This is a genomic window from Rahnella inusitata, from assembly GCF_003263515.1.
Classification (GTDB): domain Bacteria; phylum Pseudomonadota; class Gammaproteobacteria; order Enterobacterales; family Enterobacteriaceae; genus Rahnella; species Rahnella inusitata.
Window position 1 is genome coordinate 37,403 of sequence record NZ_JYDE01000034.1, and the last position, 16,764, is coordinate 54,166.

General features: G+C 56.2%; 16 protein-coding genes. 11 read left to right on the top strand and 5 right to left on the bottom strand.

Annotated elements, in window-relative coordinates; translation table 11 throughout:
* Positions 1–60 precede the first annotated feature (60 nt).
* Positions 61–1,452 (bottom strand): cysteine--tRNA ligase, encoded by a 1,392-nt coding sequence (gene cysS, locus TU92_RS18465; protein WP_112168640.1) that lies wholly within the window; start codon positions 1,450–1,452, stop codon positions 61–63.
* A gap of 227 nt (positions 1,453–1,679) precedes the next feature.
* Between cysS and ppiB the strand changes: the two genes are divergently transcribed.
* Positions 1,680–2,174, top strand: a complete 495-nt coding sequence (ppiB, locus tag TU92_RS18470; RefSeq protein ID WP_056771274.1) for a peptidylprolyl isomerase B — start codon at positions 1,680–1,682, stop codon at positions 2,172–2,174.
* Between the two features lie 11 nt (positions 2,175–2,185).
* Complete coding sequence (gene lpxH, locus TU92_RS18475; protein ID WP_112168641.1) at positions 2,186–2,908, top strand: UDP-2,3-diacylglucosamine diphosphatase; 723 nt, start codon at positions 2,186–2,188, stop codon at positions 2,906–2,908.
* Here the strand turns inward: lpxH and TU92_RS18480 are convergent.
* Positions 2,892–3,524, bottom strand: a complete 633-nt coding sequence (locus TU92_RS18480) for a MiaE family protein (RefSeq protein WP_112168642.1) — start codon at positions 3,522–3,524, stop codon at positions 2,892–2,894. The two genes, lpxH and TU92_RS18480, sit on opposite strands and share 17 nt — an antisense overlap.
* Positions 3,525–3,722: 198 nt before the next feature.
* Between TU92_RS18480 and purE the strand changes: the two genes are divergently transcribed.
* Positions 3,723–4,232: a 5-(carboxyamino)imidazole ribonucleotide mutase gene (gene purE / locus TU92_RS18485; RefSeq protein WP_112168643.1), complete on the top strand. Its 510-nt coding sequence runs from the start codon at positions 3,723–3,725 to the stop codon at positions 4,230–4,232.
* A complete protein-coding gene (gene purK, locus TU92_RS18490) occupies positions 4,229–5,293 on the top strand; it encodes a 5-(carboxyamino)imidazole ribonucleotide synthase (protein ID WP_112168644.1) in 1,065 nt (354 codons plus the stop codon). The genes purE and purK overlap by 4 nt, the downstream gene beginning before the upstream one ends.
* Positions 5,294–5,335: 42 nt before the next feature.
* Here purK and ybbP read toward each other — a convergent pair whose 3' ends face one another.
* Positions 5,336–7,768, bottom strand: a complete 2,433-nt coding sequence (ybbP, locus tag TU92_RS18495) for a putative ABC transporter permease subunit YbbP (protein ID WP_112168645.1) — start codon at positions 7,766–7,768, stop codon at positions 5,336–5,338.
* Positions 7,765–8,451: a putative ABC transporter ATP-binding protein YbbA gene (gene ybbA / locus TU92_RS18500; RefSeq protein WP_112168646.1), complete on the bottom strand. Its 687-nt coding sequence runs from the start codon at positions 8,449–8,451 to the stop codon at positions 7,765–7,767. The genes ybbP and ybbA overlap by 4 nt, the downstream gene beginning before the upstream one ends.
* Here ybbA and tesA point away from each other — a divergent pair.
* The 5 genes from tesA (at position 8,422) to TU92_RS18530 (ending at position 12,640) form a co-directional block, all read left to right on the top strand.
* A complete protein-coding gene (gene tesA, locus TU92_RS18505; RefSeq protein WP_112168686.1) occupies positions 8,422–9,051 on the top strand; it encodes a multifunctional acyl-CoA thioesterase I/protease I/lysophospholipase L1 in 630 nt (209 codons plus the stop codon). The genes ybbA and tesA overlap by 30 nt on opposite strands.
* Positions 9,052–9,172: 121 nt before the next feature.
* Positions 9,173–9,949, top strand: coding sequence for an SDR family oxidoreductase (locus tag TU92_RS18510; RefSeq protein WP_112168647.1), 777 nt, complete (start codon positions 9,173–9,175; stop codon positions 9,947–9,949).
* A 208-nt stretch (positions 9,950–10,157) separates the two neighbouring features.
* The gene (locus TU92_RS18520; RefSeq protein WP_112168648.1) at positions 10,158–11,015 is read left to right on the top strand and encodes a co-chaperone YbbN; all 858 of its coding nucleotides are present in this window, start codon (positions 10,158–10,160) and stop codon (positions 11,013–11,015) included.
* 243 nt (positions 11,016–11,258) lie between these two features.
* Entirely contained in the window at positions 11,259–12,179 is a 921-nt protein-coding gene (locus TU92_RS18525; RefSeq protein ID WP_112168649.1) for an SPFH domain-containing protein, read from the top strand.
* On the top strand, positions 12,179–12,640 hold the full coding sequence (locus TU92_RS18530; RefSeq protein ID WP_112168650.1) for an NfeD family protein: 462 nt from the start codon (positions 12,179–12,181) through the stop codon (positions 12,638–12,640). Before TU92_RS18525 ends, TU92_RS18530 begins: the two co-directional genes overlap by 1 nt.
* On the opposite strand, the gene cueR is transcribed toward TU92_RS18530, so the two are convergent.
* Positions 12,622–13,038, bottom strand: a complete 417-nt coding sequence (gene cueR / locus TU92_RS18535; protein WP_112168651.1) for a Cu(I)-responsive transcriptional regulator — start codon at positions 13,036–13,038, stop codon at positions 12,622–12,624. The genes TU92_RS18530 and cueR overlap by 19 nt on opposite strands.
* Positions 13,039–13,128: 90 nt before the next feature.
* Here cueR and copA point away from each other — a divergent pair, with 90 nt between their 5' ends.
* Both copA and TU92_RS18545 read left to right on the top strand, forming a co-directional pair.
* On the top strand, positions 13,129–15,648 hold the full coding sequence (gene copA / locus TU92_RS18540) for a copper-exporting P-type ATPase CopA (protein ID WP_112168652.1): 2,520 nt from the start codon (positions 13,129–13,131) through the stop codon (positions 15,646–15,648).
* Positions 15,649–15,725: 77 nt separating this feature from the next.
* Complete coding sequence (locus tag TU92_RS18545; protein WP_112168653.1) at positions 15,726–16,535, top strand: TraB/GumN family protein; 810 nt, start codon at positions 15,726–15,728, stop codon at positions 16,533–16,535.
* Positions 16,536–16,764: the final 229 nt, after the last annotated feature.

Here is a 16,764-nt window from a genome sequence, read left to right on the forward strand (position 1 = left end):
CTTATAAAAATGGCCCCCAAACGGGAGCCATTGAGCGTAGCTGAAAAAACAGGGGAAGGACTACTTTCTGCGCCAGGTGGTGCCTGCCGCGCCATCTTCCAGAACGATACCCATTTCATTCAGACGGTCACGCGCTTTATCCGCCATGCCCCAATCCTTGCTGGCGCGGGCATCGTTACGCTGTTTGATCAACGCTTCGATTTCAGCCACTTCGTCGTCGTTATCCGCCTGCGCACCGGATTTGAGGAACTGCTCAGGATCCTGCTCCAGCAAGCCGAGCACGCCAGCCAGCTGACGCAGTTCTGCCGCCATGCCATTGGCCGCCGCCATATCTTCGGTTTTCAGGCGGTTGATATCACGCGCCATATCGAACAACACCGAATAGGCTTCCGGCGTGTTGAAATCGTCGTCCATCGCCGCACGGAAGCGGGCGACAAACGCCTCACCACCGGCCGGTGTCGCAGTGGCGTCGGTGCCTCGCAGTGCGGTGTACAGACGCTCCATCGAGGTACGCGCCAGTTTCAGGTTCTCTTCGCTGTAGTTCAGCTGGCTGCGGTAATGGCCGGACATCAGGAAGTAACGCACGCTTTCAGCATCGTAATATTTCAGCACGTCGCGCACGGTGAAGAAGTTATCCAACGATTTAGACATCTTCTCGCGGTCGATCATCACCATGCCGGAGTGCATCCACGTATTCACATACGGGCCGTCGTGTGCGCAGCTTGACTGAGCGATTTCGTTCTCATGGTGCGGGAACATCAGGTCAGAACCGCCGCCGTGGATATCAAAATGATCGCCCAGCTGTTTGCAGTTCATCGCCGAACATTCGATGTGCCAGCCCGGACGGCCTTCGCCCCACGGCGACGTCCAGCTCGGTTCACCCGGTTTGGACATTTTCCACAACACGAAGTCCATCGGATTACGTTTCACATTCGCTTCGACTTCCACGCGCGCGCCGGCCTGCAGCTGATCCAGATCCTGACGGGACAGCAAACCGTAGTCCGGATCGCTTTCGACCCAAAACATTACGTCGCCGTTCGACGCCACGTAAGCGTGGTCACGATCGATAAGCTTTTGCACGATTTCGATGATTTCATCAATGTGCTGTGTGGCACGCGGTTCAGAATCCGGCGGCAGAATGTTAAGTGCAGCGAAATCATTGTGCATTTCGGCGATCATACGATCAGTTAAGGCCGAGAAATGTTCGCCCTTCTCAGCCGCACGTTTGATGATCTTATCGTCGATATCGGTAATATTACGCACATATTTCAGGTCGTAGCCGAGGTAACGCAGGTAGCGCGATACCACGTCGAAAGACACAAAGGTGCGACCGTGGCCGATGTGACACAGGTCGTAAACAGTGATCCCACACACGTACATCCCGACTTTACCGGCATGAATTGGCTTGAATTCCTCTTTTTGGCGACTCAGGGTATTAAAAATCTTCAGCATCAGGCTATTCCGTGTGTTGGGCGTAGAAAATGATGGTTGTGCGCTTACGCGACACTCCGGCTCATAATATAACGAAAACGCCTTCACCGAAACGGCATAAGGCCGCCGGACGGGCTTTAGTCATCACAAACCGTCTGCTGACGGCAACTTTTGAGTTATGGTATAAGAAAAGGCTATAGTAGCGACTCTTACTAAGAGCACACATCAACATAAGCAGGATGATTAATATGGTCACTTTCCACACCAACCACGGCGACATCGTAGTAAAAACTTTTGCTGACAAAGCGCCCGTAACGGTTGAAAACTTCCTGAACTATTGCCGTAAAGGCTTCTATGACAACACGATTTTCCACCGTGTTATCGACGGTTTCATGATTCAGGGCGGCGGTTTTGAGCCAGGCATGAACCAGAAAAATACTGATGCTCAGATTAAAAACGAAGCAGACAACGGCCTTAAAAACACCAAAGGCACGCTGGCGATGGCACGTACCAACGATCCGCACTCTGCCACTGCACAGTTCTTCATCAACGTGACTGACAACGACTTCCTGAACCATAGCGGCAAAAACGCGCAAGGTTGGGGCTACTGCGTATTCGCAGAAGTGGTTGAAGGTCAGGACGTGGTTGATGCGATCAGAGCGGTCAAAACCGGTCGCAGCGGCATGCATCAGGACGTTCCAAAAGAAGATGTTGTGATCAAAAGCGTCACAGTCAGCGAATAATTAACGTCGGGATGACCACGTTTTTTATCGCAGATATTCATCTTTGCGCACAGGAACCGGCAATTACTGCCGGTTTTCTGCGTTTTCTGCGCGAAGATGCGCCGCAGGCCGACGCGCTGTACATTCTCGGGGATTTATTCGAAGCCTGGATTGGTGACGATGATCCTGAGCCGTTACACGCGCAAATCGCTGCGGCGTTAAACCAACTTCATCAGCAAGGCGTGCCCTGTTTCTTCATCCACGGCAACCGCGATTTTCTGCTCGGCAGACGTTTCGCGCGCGACAGCCTGATGACGCTGCTGCCGGAAAAGAAAGTCCTCGAACTTTATGGTCGCCGCGTGCTGATCCTGCACGGTGACACACTGTGTACCGATGATATCTCCTATCAGAACTTCCGCAAGAAAGTGCATAATCCGCTGATCCAAAAGCTGTTCCTGATGTTGCCGCTGAAATGGCGTCTTGGCATTGCCGCCAAAATGCGCGCCAACAGCAAAGCCTCGAATCAGGGAAAATCGCTGGCGATTATGGATGTGAATCCTCAGGCAGTGGTCAGCGAAATGCAGGCGGCAGGCGTTGAATGGATGATTCACGGCCACACTCATCGTCCCGCTGTCCACGACGTGCCGCTCGGTGAGAAAACCGGCCACCGCGTCGTGTTAGGCGCATGGCACGAAGAGGGATCGATGGTCAAAGTGACTGCCGAAAACGTGGAGCTGATCAGCTTCCCGTTTTAAGACTGCACACGGGTGTTCCGCTGTGAAAGCGGAACTGCTCATCAGGCGACAAAATTAATTCCGCTTCAATCCTCCCGAAAAACTCCACCCGTTCGCTGATATCCGTACCGGCATACTGCTCCGCAAGCGCCAGATAATCGGCGAAGTGCCGTGATTCCGAGCGCAAAAGCGACGTATAAAAACGCGACAACGTTTCATCCAGATGTGGTGCGATTTTAGCGAAACGCTCGCAGGAACGCGCCTCGATGTAGGCGCCGATAATCAGCCGGTCCACCAGAATGTTCAAATCGTCGTGATGCCGGGTGTGTTTGATCATTCCGCTGGCGTAGCGCGACGGCGAAAGCTGGGTGTAGGTGACATTCCGCTTTTGCATGATTTCCACCACCTGTTCGAAATGGTGCAACTCTTCACGCGCCAGCCGCGCTGCGCAAAATAATAATTCGGTACGATCGAGATATTTGGTCATCAGGCTCATCGCCGTGGCCGCCGCCTTCTTTTCACAGTTGGCGTGGTCAATCAGCATCACCGCCTGATTTTCCAGCGCAACATCCACCCACAAAGCCGGTGTTTCACAGTGCAGAAAATCATAAATCGGTGCCAGTAAAGCCTGCGTCATAAATCAGTTTCCCGTCGGGTAAGCTAAAAATAGTGTGGCTGGGATTATACAAATCTGCCGACAACTTCTCAGCAAAAAAGCACGGTTCTGCGGCGACGCAACCGTTTTCCTTGCTTCATGAGCGTGATATCATTTGCGCCCTCTCCGCCAGAACCTGTCCTCTGGCGATGCTTGCATAATCACAGGAGCTATACAGACATGTCATCCAACGTTACCCCGGCAAAAATCGCCATCGTTATGGGGTCTAAAAGTGACTGGGCGACCATGCAGTTCGCCGCCGAAGTGCTCACAACGCTGAATATTCCTTTCCATGTCGATATCGTCTCCGCTCACCGCACCCCGGACAAATTGTTCACCTTTGCAGAACAAGCTTCGGCCAACGGGTTTGATGTAATCATCGCAGGCGCAGGCGGCGCGGCGCATCTGCCGGGCATGCTGGCCGCGAAAACGCTGGTGCCGGTGCTGGGCGTACCGGTGCAAAGTGCTGCGCTGAGCGGCATCGACAGCCTGTATTCCATCGTACAAATGCCTCGCGGTATTCCGGTGGGTACGCTGGCAATCGGCAAAGCGGGCGCCGCAAACGCCGCCCTGCTGGCCGCACAAATTCTGGCGCTGCACGATACGCAAATCAGCAAAAATCTGGCCGCATGGCGTCAGGCGCAAACCGATGAAGTCCTGAATAACCCCGACCCGCGGGAGGAAGCATGAAACCGGTCTGCGTTCTCGGAAACGGTCAGTTAGGCAGAATGCTGCGTCAGGCGGGCGAACCGCTGGGGATCGCCGTCTATCCGGTAGGTCTGGATGCCGAGCCGGAAGCCGTGCCTTATCAGCAAAGCGTGATCACCGCTGAAATTGAACGCTGGCCTGAAACCGCGCTGACCCGCGAACTCGCGACGCACACGGCGTTCGTCAACCGCGATATTTTCCCACGTCTGGCCGATCGTCTGACGCAAAAGCAGCTGCTGGACCAGCTCGGGCTGGCCACCGCCCCCTGGCAGTTACTGGCCGATGAAGCCGAATGGCCGCAGATTTTCTCACAGCTCGGTGAACTGGCGATTGTAAAACGTCGCGTCGGCGGTTATGACGGTCGCGGCCAATGGCGTCTGCGTGCAGGCGAAGAAACGACATTGCCGAAAGACTGCTACGGCGAATGCATCGTCGAGCAGGGCATCAATTTTTCCGGCGAAGTGTCGCTGGTCGGGGCGCGCGGTCACGACGGTAAAACGGTCTTTTATCCGCTCACCCACAATTTGCATCAGGACGGTATTCTGCGCACCAGCGTGGCGCTGCCGGAGCCCGACGCCGCCCTGCAACAGCTGGCGGAAAGTATGCTGTCGGCAATCCTTAATGAACTCAATTATGTCGGCGTGATGGCGATGGAGTGTTTTGTGGTCAGCGAAGGTTTGTTGATCAACGAACTGGCCCCACGCGTACACAACAGCGGGCACTGGACGCAAAACGGCGCATCTTACAACCAGTTTGAAATGCACCTGCGGGCGATCCTCGGCCTGCCGCTGCCGAAACCTGTCGTCAGTACGCCGTCGGTGATGGTCAATCTGATTGGTACGGATGTCGCTACGCAGTGGCTCAGCCTGCCACTAGTGAACCTGCACTGGTACGAGAAAGAAGTACGCCCCGGACGTAAAGTCGGACACCTAAATCTCAACGACGCCAGTGCCAGCCTGCTGAAAGATAATCTGACCGCACTGATCCCGATGCTGCCGCAAGAGTATGCCAGCGGTATCGAATGGGCGATTGAGAAGCTTTGACGTTCCAGCACCCTGCCCTGCGAAGGGGAGGGTGCTTAAAAACTACGAATCGTATTGCCTGAACAACGCCCTTCCCCGCAGCAACCGCACACCCAGCCAGCCGCCACAGACCGAGAGCAGCAGCGCGCTGACTGCCGGCACAGCAATCCACATCAGGTAATTCGGCTCCCAGGGGAAATCGAACACTTTGCGCTGTAACAGCCATAATGCCGCCTCCGCCCCGATGGCTGCCGCGATACCGGCGACCAGCCCAAGTACCGCGAACTCACACCACAGCGTGCGATGCAGCATCTTTTTGCTGGCGCCGAGCGTGCGATAAACGATCAGCTCCTGACGGCGCTGGCGCATCCCAATCTGAATTTGTGCCAGCAACAGCAGGCCGCCACACAACATCACCAGAATCACCATCACTTCCAGCGCCCTGCTCACCTGCTGCAAAACCTGTCCAACCTGACGCAAAATCGAGCCGATATCCATCATGCTGACCGTCGGGAACTGGCGGTTGAACTGCGTGATCGTGCTGTCATCGCCGTGATAGCGGAAGCTGGTTAGCCAGCTTTGCGGCTGGCCGTCGAGCGCGCCCGGCGGGAAGATGAAGTAGAAGTTCGGTTTCAGACTGTCCCAGTCGACTTTGCGCAGACTGGTAATTTTGGCGCTGAAATCCTGTGTATCACCGTTGAAGGTCACGGTATCGCCGAGCTTCACGCCCAGACGCCCCGCCAGCCCTTCGTCGATCGACACTTCACCGGCTTTCGGTGGCCCGTTGCCTGCGACCAGCGGATTGTGATCCGGCAGGCCCTGCATCCACGTCAGGTTCAACTCACGGTTGACCGCCTCACCGGCCGCATCATCAGGTTTGATGATGTCAGTGGCAATCTGGTCGTTAATTTTGGTCAGACGCACACGCACGATCGGATAGAAGGTTTCCGGCTCGGCTTTATGCTGATGCAGGAAATCCGTCACCTGCGGGATTTGCTCTTTGGTGATGTTGAGCAGGAAATAATTCGGACTGTCAGGCGGCAGCTGTTGCTCCCAGCGGTCCAGCAAGTCTCCGCGCATCACCAGCAGCAAGGCCAGCAACATAAATGACATCGAGAACGCCGCCAGCTGGCTCAGCGTCACCCACGGCTGGCGCAGCAGACGATTCACAGCCAGACGCAGCGGTAGCTGGCGGAACGTCAGGCGGCGCAGTAATAACAGCGCGCCCCAGCCGATAATCCCCAGCAACAATGACAGCACCAGCACGCCCGCCAGCAGTGACCAGAGCAGCGAACTTCCGCCCATCAGCGCCGCCAGCAGACCGACGACCACCAGCACCATCACCGGCAGGAAATAGCGCAGCGGCCAGACGTTGGCGACCACGTCGTTACGCAACACGCGCAGCGGCTGAGTCGCCAGCAGCTGGCGGTATGGCCGGATGCCGATCAGAAACGAGATCACCACCATCGCGCCCATCGACCACACCCACGGCCAGACGCCAGCGGGCGGAAGCGCCGCGGGCAGAACCGGTGCCAGTACCTTCATCAGCCCTGCTTCAAACGCCAGCCCGACCAGACTGCCGCAAATGCCTGCCAACACCATCACGGCTATCCACTGGCCGATAATCAGTCGGCGCAGCGCCTTCTTCCCCGCGCCGAGCGTTTTGAGCACCGCCACCAGATCGTAACGGCTGCGGCAATAATGCCCCATCGATACGGCAATCGCGGCAATCGACAACATTAGCGTCAGCAATGCCGAGAGCGTGAGGAACTGCTGGGAACGTTGCAGAGATTTGCCCAGCGCGCCGTCAGAATCTTCCATGCCGGTCCAGCGCTGGTCGGGTTTCAGCAATCCTTTAATGGCGTCGCCGTAGCTCTGAATTGCCTCAGGCGTTCCGGCAAACATATAGCGATAGGTCAGCCGGCTGCCCGGCTGGACTGCGCCGGTTTTTGGCACATCTTCCAGATTCATGATGACGCGCGGAGCCGTCTGGAACGGATTAAAGCCCGAGTCCGGTTCCTGCACAATCACTCCGGCAATTTTCAGTGTGGAATCGCCGACGTCCAGATTGTCGCCCACTTTCACGTTCAGCAATGCCAGCAGACGCGGGGCAACCAGCACGGTGCCCGGTTCCGGTTTCAGCCCCGCCGGTTCAGTCTGTAATGCGCCGTACAAGGGGTAGGCCAGATCGGTGGCTTTCACCGACGCCAGTTGCGGTGTGTTCTCAGCGAAGGTCATGGTCATGAAAGAGAGCTGGCGGCTGACCTTCAGCCCCTGCTTTTCCGCGTCCTGCAACCAGGCTTCGGTGATGGGATGGGCCGATCGCAAAACGCGGTCACCGACGATAAACTCGCGGCTTTGCTGGCTCAGCCCTTTATCCATACGGTCACTGATACTGCCGAGCGCCAGCACGCAGGCCACCGCCAGCGTCAGTGCCAGCCAGACGATCAGCAACGAAGGCGAACGCCATTCACGCCAGAACCATCGCCAGATCATGCTTCCTCCCACAACTTACCGTCACGCAGACGCAGACGCCGCTGGCAGCGCGCGGCCAGTTGCTCGTCATGAGTGACCAGAATCAACGTGGTGGCCGCATCGCGGTTCAGCGAGAACAAGAGATCGACGATACGCTCACCGGTGGCGCGATCCAGATTGCCGGTTGGTTCATCGGCGAACAGTAATTTCGGCTTGCCGATAAACGCCCGCGCCAGCGCGACACGCTGCTGCTCGCCGCCGGAAAGTTGTGCCGGAAGATGATGCAAACGCCCGCCCAGCCCGAGACTTTCCAGCAACTGCACCGCCTGCTGACGGCTGTTGCTGTCACTTTCACCGCGCAGCAACGCCGGAAGCTGTACGTTTTCCAGCGCGTTCAGCGTCGGCACCAGCATGAAGGACTGAAACACAAAGCCGACATTTTTCGCCCGTAGCGCGGCGCGGCCTTCTTCGTTAAGCGAACGGAGAGATTTGCCGAGCAGCACCACGTCGCCGCTGGTGCCGTCGTCCAGCCCGGCGAGAATTCCCAGTAACGTGGATTTGCCGGAACCGGACTCGCCGATCAGCGCAATTGTCTGCGCCGGTTTGACAACCAGCTCCACACCGGACAGGATGGTTAGCTGTCCTTCACCCTGACCGACGTGCTTATTAAGATGATGAACTTCAAGAACGTTTTCCGCTGGCATCTCCCCTTCCTTATGTTGTTAGGATTATTGAGTTTTCGCGCCGTTGCTGCTGATAACTTGCTGATTATTGGCGACAGTTTAAGTGCTGTCTATCGCCTTCCGGTAGCCGAATCCTGGCCGTCACTGCTGAATAACAAATGGCAAAAAGAGGGGAATAAACCCACCATTATTAACGCCAGCATCAGCGGCGATACCGCCGAACAAGGGCTGGCGCGACTGTCTGCGCTGCTGCAACAACATCACCCGCGCTGGGTGCTGATTGAACTGGGCGCCAACGACGGGTTGCGGGGATTCCCGCCACAAACTATTTCCCAAACGCTGACGCAGATTATCAGCCAGATAAAGCAGGCCGATGCCCAACCGCTGCTGATGCAAATTCGCCTGCCGCCAAACTATGGCCGCCGCTACGGTGATGCGTTCTACGCCATCTATCCCGCGCTGGCGAAGCAGGAAAATGTGCCGCTGGTGCCGTTCTTTATGGAACAGGTCGCCGCGAAGCCGGAATGGATGCAGGACGACGGTTTACATCCTGCGCTGGCCGCTCAGCCGTTTATCGCCGACTGGATGGCTGAGAAACTCGCCCCGCTGCTGAGCAATTAGGTTTAAAATACGATAAATAAAATAATACCGGGACGTGAGTAAAACCAAGACGTTACCTTTTTCACCCGACTCCCTAGTAAATCACAGCTATAAAAAATAGGGACACCTCACAGGTAAAGTTATGCAAAAAGCAGTATTAATCACCGGTTGTTCGAGCGGTATCGGGCTGGTGGCGGCGCAGGATTTGCGCAGTCGTGGTTATCGGGTTCTGGCCGCATGCCGGAAAGCGCAGGATATTGACACACTGGAGCAGATGGGTTTTGAGACCGTACAGTTAGATCTCGATGATGAACACAGCGTTGCTCAGGCCGCTGCCGAAGTCATCGCGTTAACCGGCAACCGCCTGTATGGCCTGTTTAACAACGCCGGATATGGCGTTTACGGCCCGCTGAACAGTATCAGCCGGGCGCAGTTTGAGAAGCAGTTTTCCACCAACCTGTTCGGCACCCATCAGCTGACGCAGCTTTTGCTTCCCGCCATGTTGCCGCACGGCGAGGGGCGTATCATCCAGACAAGCTCAGTGATGGGGCTGATTACCACGCCGCGCCGTGGCGTTTATGCCGCGAGTAAATTCGCGCTGGAAGCCTGGTCCGATACGCTGCGCATGGAGTTGCATGGCACGGGCATTCAGGTCAGCCTTATTGAACCCGGTCCACTGAGCAGTAACTTCACCGCCAATGTGAATCAATCACAGGCCGACCAGCCGGTGGAAAATCCGGGGATCGCGCAACGTTTTACGCTCAAGCCGGAAGCAGTTTTGCCTAAACTGCACCATGCTTTAGAAAATCCGCGCGCACGCCTGCGTTATCCGGTCACGCTGGTCGCCCATGCACTGACCGTGCTGAAACGTCTTTTGCCAGGCCGCTTGCTGGATAAAATTTTACGTGGAAACAGTTAAGTAAAGTCTGATGGGGTTGAAGCCGCTAATGCCCGCCCCCATCTGTTTATTAATACTTTAAATTTACACACCCAAAAATAATTTGAGTTGCAGGAAGGCGGCAAGCGCATGAATCCACGGGAGCTTAGATAACTAAGTACCCAGGGTGAATGAACGCAGCCAACCCATTTGCAGCTCGAAGTATGAAGGGTAGCGAGAGAACGAATTCATGCTTGCACAACCTACTATTATCGATATCGACGAAACCAACCTGCAACAGGCGCTGGAGCAATCCATGTCTGTGCCGGTGATGTTCTACTTCTGGTCAGAACGCAGCCAGCACTGCCTGCAACTTGGGCCAATTCTCGACAGACTGGCCGCCGAATACGCCGGTCAGCTCATTCTGGCGAAGGTCGATTGCGATGTGCAGCAGATGATCGCCCAGCAGTTTGGTCTTCGTTCCATTCCTGCGGTTTACCTGTTTAAAGACGGGCAGCCGGTGGATGGTTTCCAGGGGCCGCAGCCGGAAGAAGTGATCCGCGAATTGCTGCAAAAAGTGCTGCCGAAAGAAGAAGAGCTGAAACTGGCTCAGGCGCAGGAACTGTTGCAGGAAGGCAACGTACAGGACGCGCTGCCGCTACTGAAAGACGCGTGGCAGCTGAGCAATCAGCGCAGCGATATCGGTCTGCTGCTGGCTGAAACACACATTCATCTGAACCGCATCGACGACGCCGAAACCGTGCTGGCGACCATTCCGTTGCAGGATAAAGATTCACGTTATCAGGGACTCATCGCTCAGATCGAACTGCTGAAACAAGCGGCGGATACCCCAGAGATTCAACAACTTCAGATGGAACTGTCAGGCGATCCGGATAACGCCGAGCTGGTGGTTAAACTCAGCCTGCAACTGCATCAGGTCGGGCGTAACGAAGAAGCGCTGGATTTGCTGATGGCGCCCCTGAAGAAAGATTTAGGCGCGGCCAACGGTGCTGCGCGTAAAACGCTGATGGATATTATGGCCGCTCTTGGCACCGGCGATGCGCTGGCCGCCAAATATCGCCGCCAGTTATATTCCCTGCTGTACTGATTCCTCAGAAAATAGCGAATTAATACTTCCTGCGCACACCGGCTTTCCCCTGCCGGTGTGCGTTTTCCGTCCCCTTTCCTCTGCCTTTTTCTCCTCTGAACTATCCTTTATTAATACGATGACTCGCGTAAGTGTGCGACAATTGACCTCGCGTATTACCCGTGGGTAAACGCACAGGGACTTGTTTTATCGGAATATTCCAGCCGGAATATTCAGGACACAGTTTTACAGGAGTTTCATACTATGTTTGACCTCATTCACATCCCAATCATCATTCTGATCGTACTGGCATTGCTGGTGGTTTACGCCGGGATCAAGATAGTGCCGCAAGGCTACCAGTGGACCGTCGAGCGCTTCGGCCGTTATACCAAAACCCTGATGCCGGGGCTGAACCTGGTTGTGCCTTTTGTTGACCGTATCGGTCGAAAAATCAATATGATGGAACAGGTGCTGGATATTCCTTCTCAGGAAATCATTTCCCGCGATAACGCCAATGTTGCCATTGATGCTGTCTGCTTTATTCAGGTCATCGACCCGGCACGCGCCGCATATGAAGTCAGCAATCTGGAGCAGGCCATCGTCAACCTGACCATGACCAACTTCCGTACCGTTCTGGGTTCGATGGAACTCGATGAGATGCTGTCACAACGCGACAATATCAACGCACGTTTGCTGCATATCGTCGATGAAGCCACTAATCCGTGGGGTGTAAAAATCACCCGTATCGAGATCCGTGACGTGCGTCCACCGGCTGAACTGATCTCAGCAATGAACGCGCAGATGAAAGCTGAACGTACCAAGCGTGCTGATATTCTTGAAGCGGAAGGCGTGCGTCAGTCGGCTATTCTGCGCGCTGAAGGTGAAAAGCAGTCGCAGATCCTCAAAGCAGAAGGTGAGCGTCAGTCGGCATTCTTACAAGCTGAAGCGCGTGAACGTGCAGCAGAAGCCGAAGCGCAGGCGACCAAAATGGTGTCTGAAGCCATCGCGGCAGGCAGTGTTCATGCCATCAACTACTTCGTGGCACAGAAATACACCGATGCACTGACCAAAATTGGCTCCGCCAATAACAGCAAAGTGATCATGATGCCGCTGGATGCCAGCAGCCTGATGGGCTCGATTGGTGGTATCGCTGAATTGCTGAAAGAAACCAAAGGCGGCAAATAATGCTGCAAAACCTGATGGCAACGCCGCATCTGTTCTGGCTGTCGCTCGGCGGCCTGTTACTGGCAGCTGAGCTCGTCGGGGCCAGCGGTTATTTGTTGTGGAGCGGTGTCGCTGCGGCGCTGGTGGGGTTAGTTACCTGGATCCTGCCGCTGCCGTGGGAATGGCAGGGTGCGGCGTTTGCCGGACTCACCATTATCGCCGCGTGGCTGTGGTGGAAGTGGCTGAATCAGCGCGTGGATAAAAACAGCGCCAACGCGTCGCTCAATCAGCGCGGCCAGCAGCTGGTGGGCACTTACGCCACCGTGATTGAGCCGCTGATGAATCACTTTACGCGGGTAAAAATCGGCGACAGCAGCTGGCGCGCTATCTGCACCTCGCCGTTAAACGTCGGTGACGAAGTCATTATCACCGGTGTGGAAGGCGCGACGCTGCGGGTGGAACCTCACTCCCGCGAATCCTGAGGGTGGTGACAACAGCCGCTGAGATTGTCGATGATCGGGCAGTTTGCGCCGTCATCTCCCGGACAGGACTGCGCCAGCGTCAGCAGACGCTGGCGCATCACTTTTAGCTCTTCAATGTGCCGCGCTATCTCCGCGGCCTTTTCCAGCGTGCGTGCTTTCACATCTGCACTGTGCCGCTCGGGATTATGGAACAGCGCCACCAGCTCCTGACACTCATCAAGCGTAAACCCGACCTGTCGCGCCTGACGCAGCAGCGTCAGCTCTTCAATGTGTTTTTGCGCGTAACTGCGATAGCCGTTTTCACTGCGCATCGGCGCAGTCACCAGCCCTTTCTCTTCATAAAAACGAATCGCCTTGCTGGTCAGCCCGGTTCTTTTCGCCACATCACTGATATTCATTTTGACTCCTTGACCTTCCCCTTGCTGGAAGGTTTATCCTCTATAACTAATGAAAGTTCACTATCGGGTCAAGACAAAAAGGAAATCATCATGACAACAACCGTTTTATCCCTGCAAGGTTTGTCCTGCGGACATTGTGTCGCTTCGACGCGTAAGGCGCTTGAAGCCGTTGAAGGCACCACAGCGGTGGAAGTGTCTCTCGACAAAGCTATCGTCAAAGGCGATGCCAGCAGCCAGAGTCTGATTGAGGCTGTGGTGAACGTGGGCTATGAGGCACAACTGCTGGAGGATCCATCCCCAAAATCTGAGCCGCTGACCGATAAGGCGACTGTTTTGCCGGAACCCCTGTCAGCGGCTGTGTCACCCGTTCCGGCAAAAGTTTCTGCCACCGATGACAGCGTGCAACTGCTGCTCAGCGGGATGAGCTGCGCCAGCTGCGTCAGTAAAGTACAGCGGGCGCTGGAGGGCGTGACCGGCGTCGAACGTGCGCGGGTTAATCTGGCCGAACGTAGCGCACTGGTCAGCGGCGACGCCGATCAGGCTGCGCTGATCGCTGCCGTTGAACGTGCCGGTTACGGCGCTGAAATTATTATTGATGAAACCAAACGTCGCGAGCGTCAGCAGCAAACCGCGCGCAGCAGCATGATCCGCTTCAGCTGGCAGGCCGCCGTTGGTCTGGCTGCGGGTATTCCGCTGATGCTCTGGGGTCTGCTCGGTGGCGAAATGATGGTCACTGCACAGAACCAGACCGGCTGGCTGATTGTCGGCGTTCTGACGCTGGCTGTCATGGTGGTCGCGGGCAGTCATTTCTATCGCAGCGCGTGGAAAAGCCTGATGCACGGGAGCGCCAACATGGACACGCTGGTGTCACTCGGTACCGGGGCGGCATGGGTATTTTCCTTCGCCGTCAGCCTGTGGCCGGACGCCTTCCCCATGCAGGCGCGGCATCTTTATTATGAAGCCAGCGTGATGATCATCGGCCTGATCAATCTCGGCCACGCGCTGGAACAACGCGGTCGCCAGCGGTCATCACAGGCTCTTGAACGTCTGCTGGATCTCACCCCGCCGACCGCACGTGTGGTTACAGATCAGGGCGAAAAATCCATCCCGCTGGCAAATGTTGAGCAAGGTATGACGCTGCGTCTGACTACCGGCGATCGTGTGCCGGTTGATGGCGAAATCCAGAGCGGCGAAGCCTGGATGGATGAGGCGATGCTGACCGGTGAACCTCTCCCGCTGCAAAAATCGCAGGGCGACAAAGTGCATGCCGGAACGCTGGTGAAAGACGGCAGTGTGCTGTTTCGCGCGGACGCCATCGGCAGCCAGACGACGCTTTCCCGCATCATCAAACTTGTGCGTGAAGCGCAAAGCAGCAAGCCGGAGATCGGTAAACTCGCGGACAGAATCTCTGCCGTGTTTGTACCTGCCGTGGTGCTATTCGCGCTGTTCAGCGGTGCCCTCTGGTACTTCTTCGGCCCACAGCCACAGCTGATGTACACGCTGGTTATTGTCACTACGGTGCTTATCATCGCCTGCCCTTGTGCGCTTGGGCTGGCCACGCCGATGTCAATTACCGCCGGTGTCGGGCGTGCGGCGGAGTTCGGCGTGCTGGTGCGTGATGCCGATGCGCTGCAAAAGGCCAGTACGCTCTCGACGCTGGTCTTTGACAAAACCGGGACGCTGACCGAAGGCCAGCCGAAAGTGACGGATATCCATACCTTTGGCGGCATCAGCGAATCCGAGGCGCTACGCTTTGCTGCCGCGCTGGAACAGGGCTCTCATCATCCGCTGGCGCAGGCCATTGTCGAAAAAGCGCAAGGCCAAACCCTTCCCGAAGTGCAAAACTTCCGCACGCTTGGCGGACTGGGTTTACGGGGTGACGTCGACGGCACAACGCTGCTGCTGGGGAATCAGGCGCTCATACAGGAAAATGGCGTGGATGCTCAGGCGGCTGATGGTTTGCTCAATGAGATGACGGAGCAAGGCGCGACACCGGTTCTGCTGGCAGTCGACGGGCAAATTGCGGCGCTGTTTGGCCTGCGCGATCCGCTGCGTGAAGACAGCATTGGGGCGTTACAGCGCCTGCATCAGCTCGGCTACCGGCTGGTGATGCTGACCGGTGACAATCCGCGCACCGCGCAGGCGATTGCGACGCAGGCAGGAATTGATACGGTGATTGCCGGTGTTCGGCCCGACGGAAAGGCTGATGCCATCAAAGCGTTACAGGCCAAAGGTCAGCAGGTGGCGATGATTGGCGACGGCATTAACGATGCACCCGCGCTGGCGCAGGCGGACGTTGGTATTGCAATGGGCGGTGGCAGCGATGTGGCAATTGAAACCGCTGCCATCACCCTGATGCGCCCGAGTCTGCACGGCGTCGCCGACGCACTGGCGATGTCGCAGGCCACGCTGCGCAACATGAAACAGAACCTGCTTGGGGCATTTATCTACAACGTGATTGGCATCCCTATCGCCGCCGGTGTGCTGTATCCGCTGACCGGCACCCTGCTCAGCCCGGTGATTGCCGGTGCGGCGATGGCGCTGTCTTCCATCACCGTGGTGGCAAACGCCAACCGCCTTTTACGATTCACGCCTAAAAAACAGGCCTAAAAAACAAGACGTTTCCTCTGTTCGCCCAACGTCTGACGCGATAGCATGGTCTCTCATTTTTCGGGAGACCATGCTATATGGCGCAGTTTTTTAAACAGACATTCCGCTGGCTACGCAGGCTGCTTCCCGTCGAGTATTCTTATCCCGCCATTGATATTCAGCTTCCCGGCCACCGCTCCCTGCATCTGGTCGGCAGCATTCATATGGGCACGCAGGATATGCAGCCGCTCCCCGAGCAGCTGTTACGCCGTATGCAAAAAGCCGATGCGCTGATTGTCGAAGCGGATATCAGTGGATCCGAATCCCCTTTCGAAATGTCCGGTGAGTTCCCGCCGCTGGCCGAACGGCTACCCGAAGCACAGTATCTGCACGTCGAAAAATTATGCGAAGAGCTGGGTGTGTCGATGTGGACGCTCAACCCGCTGCCGTCCTGGCAGGTCGCGCTGATGTTACAGGCGACGCAGGCACAGCGCCTCGGGTTACGTGGCAACTACGGCATTGATTATCAGCTGTTGCAGAATGCCAAACAGCAGAACATGCCGGTCATCGAACTGGAAGGGCCGCAGGAACAGTTTGCGCTCTTGCAGCAACTTCCCGACAACGGTCTGGGACTGTTGGAAGACACTCTGACGCACTGGCACACCAATGCCCGCTTGCTGCAAACCATGATCAGCTGGTGGCTGGATACCAAGCCGGTGACGGCATTAGATCAGTTACCGAATACCTTCAGCAGTGAGCTGTACGACGTGCTGATGAATCAGCGTAATCTGCGCTGGAAACAACAACTGTCGGATCTCCCGCCGGGAAATTATGTCGTCGCCGTTGGCGCGCTGCATTTGTACGGTGAAGGGAATTTGCCGGATTTGCTGGCGGATAAGAAGGTCTGACTAACAGATTACCCAAAATCAATCGGGCTGGATCAAGGCGGCGACGAAGAGAACTCCGGGAGCTTATAGCAGTCAGTGACCGGGGTGAACGCAGGCAGCCAACGCAGAGGCCGCCCGAAGGATGAAGAGGATGCGATCAAAAAAATGGCCGGGTTTTAAGGCCGGCCAGTCAAAGAGGAATTTCATTTTATTTTTATAGCTACAGTGCCAGCCCTTGCGGACGCGGCAC